Origin of the sequence: Saliniramus sp. (genome assembly GCF_035311605.1) — a bacterium.
Classification (GTDB): Bacteria; Pseudomonadota; Alphaproteobacteria; order Rhizobiales; family Beijerinckiaceae; genus Saliniramus.
In genome coordinates this window covers 1-4,465 of record NZ_DATGCW010000094.1, presented here as the reverse complement: position 1 = coordinate 4,465, position 4,465 = coordinate 1, and the positions used below count along the sequence as shown (strand labels likewise).

4 protein-coding genes are annotated in these 4,465 nt (G+C 66.0%); 2 read left to right on the top strand and 2 right to left on the bottom strand.

What is annotated here, in order from left to right; genetic code table 11:
* On the top strand, nt 1-901 hold a 901-nt coding region (locus VKP01_RS04430; RefSeq protein WP_324410654.1), incomplete at its 5' end, for a GTP-binding protein.
* Between the two features lie 12 nt (nt 902-913).
* On the opposite strand, the gene VKP01_RS04425 is transcribed toward VKP01_RS04430, so the two are convergent.
* Nucleotides 914-2,251: an FAD-binding oxidoreductase gene (locus VKP01_RS04425; RefSeq protein WP_324410652.1), complete on the bottom strand. Its 1,338-nt coding sequence runs from the start codon at nt 2,249-2,251 to the stop codon at nt 914-916.
* A gap of 154 nt (nt 2,252-2,405) precedes the next feature.
* Between VKP01_RS04425 and VKP01_RS04420 the strand changes: the two genes are divergently transcribed.
* Nucleotides 2,406-3,344 carry a 3-hydroxyacyl-CoA dehydrogenase family protein gene (locus VKP01_RS04420; protein WP_324410650.1) on the top strand — a complete coding sequence of 313 codons (939 nt, stop codon included), beginning with the start codon at nt 2,406-2,408 and terminating at the stop codon, nt 3,342-3,344.
* Nucleotides 3,345-3,368: 24 nt separating this feature from the next.
* Here VKP01_RS04420 and VKP01_RS04415 read toward each other — a convergent pair whose 3' ends face one another.
* Nucleotides 3,369-4,463, bottom strand: coding sequence for an NADH:flavin oxidoreductase/NADH oxidase (locus VKP01_RS04415; RefSeq protein ID WP_324410648.1), 1,095 nt, complete (start codon nt 4,461-4,463; stop codon nt 3,369-3,371).
* Nucleotides 4,464-4,465: the final 2 nt, after the last annotated feature.

The following is a 4,465-nucleotide window of genomic DNA, read 5'->3' as shown; positions in this document are numbered from 1 at the left end:
CGAGCCCCTGCCCGTGGCCGCGACCTTCGATTTCCGCGACGAGAACGACGAGAGCCTCTCCGATGTGGCGTGGCTCGACACCATGGTCACCGTGGTCGATTGCATCAATCTCCTGCGCGATTACGGCTCGAACGACTTCCTGCGCGATCGCGGCGAGATTGCGGGGGAAGGCGATGACCGCGCCCTGGTCGATCTCCTCGTCGACCAGATCGAATTCGCCGATACCATCGTGCTGAACAAATTCTCCGACGCGACGCCGGAACAACGCGAACTCGCAAAGAAGATCATCATCGCGCTCAACCCGGACGCCAAGCTGATCGAGTCCGATTACGCCCGCGTGCCCATGGCGGAGGTGCTTGATACCGGGCGTTTCGATTTCGAGAAGGCGCAGGCACATCCGCTGTGGTTCAAGGAGCTTTACGGCCATGCCGATCACGTGCCCGAGACCGAGGAATACGGCGTCGCAAGCTTCGTCTACCGTGCCCGCCGGCCCTTCCATCCGCAAAGATTCAACGCCTTCGTCAACCGGTCCTTTCCCGGACTTGTGCGCGCCAAGGGCCACTTCTGGCTGGCGACGCGTCCGGACTGGGTGGGCGAATTGTCGGTCGCGGGCGCCGTGTGCAAGGTCTCGGCCATGGGCTTCTGGTGGAGCGCGATCCCGAAGAGCCGCTGGCCGGATCACGAGGAATGGCGCAATCTGATGAACCGGCACTGGTCGCCGGTCTGGGGCGACCGCCGGCAGGAGCTCGTCTTCATCGGTATCGGGATGGACGAGGCTGCGATCCGCGCCGAGCTCGATGCCTGCCTCGTCGGCTCTTCGACGGCGCCGAAATTCGAGGCCGAGAGCTGGGCGGGTCTGCCCGACCCGTTCCCGGCCTGGCGCAGCGAGAGGGCGGCATGAACCCGCTTGCGCTCATGCGGCCGCGTCGACCTGCCGGCGCGCCGTCGTGTCCCAGCGTTTCGCGAGGCCGGCATCACGCCAGGCGAAATAGCGCATGGCGGCGCCGATGAACCAGGGATGCCCGGTATAGAGCGGCATGGTCGGGAATGCGGTGCCGTCGAAGACACTGGGGCCGCGTTCGTTTCCGAGAATCCGGTCGGCGATGCGCTTGCCGAAGCGGCAGCCCAGCGCCACACCGGCAAAATTGTAGCCGAGTGCGTAATGCAGTCGCCCGCGTTGCCCGACATGCGGCTTCATGTCGAAGGTGCCAGCGCAATAGCCGTCCCAGACATGCGACAGGCGCACATCGCCCAATTGCGGGAAGACCTTGAGCATGATCTTGCGCATCCGCGCTGCGATCGCTTCTTCATCCGCGAGCTTCTCCGCCGTCGCCCCGCCGAAAACGAGGCGCGGTGCGTCGGGGGCGCGGCGGAAGAAATCGATATTCGTGTTCGAATCGATGATGGTGCGCCCCTGCGGGATCAGCGCGTCGAGCAGCGCAGGATCGAGTGGCTCCGTCGTCGCCATGAAGGCGCGAAATGGCACCAGGCGGCGCTTGTACCAGCCCGGATGCTGCGTATAGCCGTTCGTGGCCAGCACCACCTCGCGCGCCGTGATCTCGCCCCGCGTGGTCTCAAGGCGCACGCCCTCGTCGCTCTCGTGGATTTCGTTCACCCGCGTCTCGCCGAAAGCCGCGACGCCAGCCGCGACGGCGCGATCGAGCAGTCCCTGATGCAAAAGGCCGGGATGGATCGAACCGCTATCGGGGATGACCGCGCCGCCATGATAATGGTCGCTGCCGATCGCCGCGCGCTGATGCTGCGGATCGAGAATCGCGTAATCATGCCCCAGAGCCGCCTTCATCCGGGCGAGATCGGCATCGAGATAAGCCCGGTGGCCCGGAGCGGTCGCAGCGATGAAGCGTCCGCAACGCGCAGCGTGACAGGCGATACCCTCCTCCTGCGCGAGCGCGAAGACGTCTTCATAGGCCGCATGCAGTTCCTGATAGGTCTTGCGGGCATAGGCCTCGTTCTTCGCATCCGCGACGTCACCGAAGCTCTTCTTCATCACACGCCCGATGAAGCCGGCATTGCGGCGTGAGGCGCCGGCGCCGAGGCGCTCGGCATCGAGCAGCGCCACGCTGCGTCCACCGCGCGCCAGATGCAGGGCGGCAGCGACGCCGGTGAACCCGCTGCCGATGACGACGTGATCATAGCCGGATGCGGGCGCATCCTCATGCGATTGCGGCGGCGGGGCGGCTTCCCACCACCAGGGCGCGAAACGAAAATCCTGCGTCAGTTGCGCGCTCATCGCCTTCTCCTGCCCTCGCAACGCGCAGCCGTGCCCGGCGTGTCGCTGAATCCGTGAAAATACACGTTTACGCAATCGTAAGGCGAAGCTAACCTAGCGTCAATTCCGGCATTGATCGGATCGGGAAAAGCATTCATACAGGGGAGTCAAAGCAATGCGCGAGACGATCGACAGGATCGCTGTGCTCGGCAACGGGCTGATGGGGACGGGCATTTCCGCCGTCTTCGCCATGGCGGGCAAGGATGTCGTCATGATCGGACGCGATGCCGGGCGCGCGGGGGCGGCGCTCGAGGTGGTCGGCAAGCAGATCGCCGAATTTGCCGCGCGTGGGCTGATCACGACCGATCATGCACGGGAATCCCATCAGCGCGTCTCCTCCTCCGCCGATCCGGGTCATGCGGCATCATGCGATTTCGTGATGGAAGCCGTGACCGAGGATCTCGCCATCAAGACGGAGCTTTTTGCGAAACTGGATGACGTCTGTGCTGACGATGTCGTCCTTGCCTCCTCCAGCGGCCAGCCGGCCTCGGCGCTCACAGCGAAGGTCAAGCGCCCCGAACGTGTTCTGGCTGCGCATTTCTGGTTCCCCGCGACCTTGATCCCGGTGGTCGAGGTCTGCCCCTCGCCTGTCACGGCGGAAGCGGCGACCGCGCGCACGATGGCGCTCTTGCGCGAGGCCGGCAAGGAGCCGGTGCTGATGCAGCGGGAGACGCCAGGCATGATCGGCAACCGCATCCAGTTCGCCATCCTGCGCGAAGCCTGGGCGATGTGGGCGGAGGGTATCGCTTCGGCGGAGGCGATCGATACGGTGGTGCGCCAGACGCTCGGGCGGCGGCTCGGCGTGACCGGCCCGATCGAATCCGCGGAACTCGGCGGGCTCGATACGCTGCACGCCTTCGCCGTCTCGCTGCTGCCGCATCTCGACGCGTCGCCAAAACCGGCTCCCGAGGTCACGCAGCTGGTCGAGAGCGGTGCGCGGGGCTTTGCCAACAAGCAGGGCATCTACGATTGGTCGAACCGCGACGGCGATGCGCTGAAGGCCGCGCGGGTCGATGAATTGTTCCGCTGGCTGAAGAAGGATGCGGGCAAGTAATCAGGCGACTGAAAAGAGAGCGCGTTACTGCGCGTTCTCGATCATGGCCCGCCGCCGCCGCTCCAGCCACCAGCCTGATTGCTCGGGCCAGGCGCGAAAGCTCTCCGGCGCCATGGCGTCGAGTTCCGAGAGCGCCTGGAGCGGCCAGTTCGGATTGGCCAAAGCCTCACGCCCGATGGCGATGATATCGGCCTGGCCGGCGGCGAGGATCGCCTCGGCCTGGGCCGCCTCGGTGATCAGCCCCACCGCCATGGTGGGGATGTCCGCCTCGCGGCGCACGGCCTCGGCGAAGGGCACCTGGAAGCCTGGACCCCGCTTGACCCGCGCGGCGGTGGCGGAACCCGCGAGGCCGCCAGAGGAACAGTCGATCACATCGATGCCGATCGCCTTCAATTGCTGCGCCAGCCAGATCGTATCGGCGATATCCAGACCGCCCTCGATCCCGTCGACGCAGGATAGTCGCGTGAACAGCGGCAGATGCGCAGGCCATGTCTCGCGCAGGGCGCGCGCCACAGCCAGCGGAAAACGCGCCCGCCCGGCGAGATCGCCGCCATAAGCGTCATTGCGGCGGTTGGTGAGCGGCGAGAGAAAGGAATGCAGGAGATAGCCGTGGGCGGCATGAAGCTCGATCACGTCGAAACCGGCCTCGCGCGCGCGCTGCGCCGCTTGGCACCAGGCCGTGATCAGCGCATCCATATCGGCCTGTTCCATGGCGCGCGGTGTCAGCCAGCCCTCATCCATGGGGATTGCGCTCGCTGCGATGATCTCCCAGGGGTGATCGCCGCGCGCGAAATCATCCGCGCTCAGCGGGCCATTGCCGTACCACGGGCGCTGCATGCTGGCCTTGCGCCCGGCATGGCCGAGCTGGATCGCGGGAACCGAGCCCTGCGCGCGGATAAAAGCAGCGATCCGCGCCATCGGCGCGATCTGTGCATCCTCCCACAAGCCCGGACAGCCATGCGTGATCCGCCCCTGCGCCGTGACCGCCGTGGCTTCGACCATGACGAGCCCGGCCCCGCCGAGGGCGAAGCGGCCGAGATGGGCGAGGTGATAATCTCCCACCATGCCGTCGATGGCGGAATACTGGCACATCGGCGAGATCGCGATGCGGTTCTTCATGG

What these genes read in the sequence shown, in the direction of transcription:
- VKP01_RS04425 (WP_324410652.1), bottom strand. Translation starts at nt 2,251, where the DNA reads ATGAGCGCGCAACTGACGCAGGATTTTCGTTTCGCGCCCTGGTGGTGG.
- VKP01_RS04415 (WP_324410648.1), bottom strand. Translation starts at nt 4,463, where the DNA reads ATGAAGAACCGCATCGCGATCTCGCCGATGTGCCAGTATTCCGCCATC.
- VKP01_RS04420 (WP_324410650.1), top strand. Translation starts at nt 2,406, where the DNA reads ATGCGCGAGACGATCGACAGGATCGCTGTGCTCGGCAACGGGCTGATG.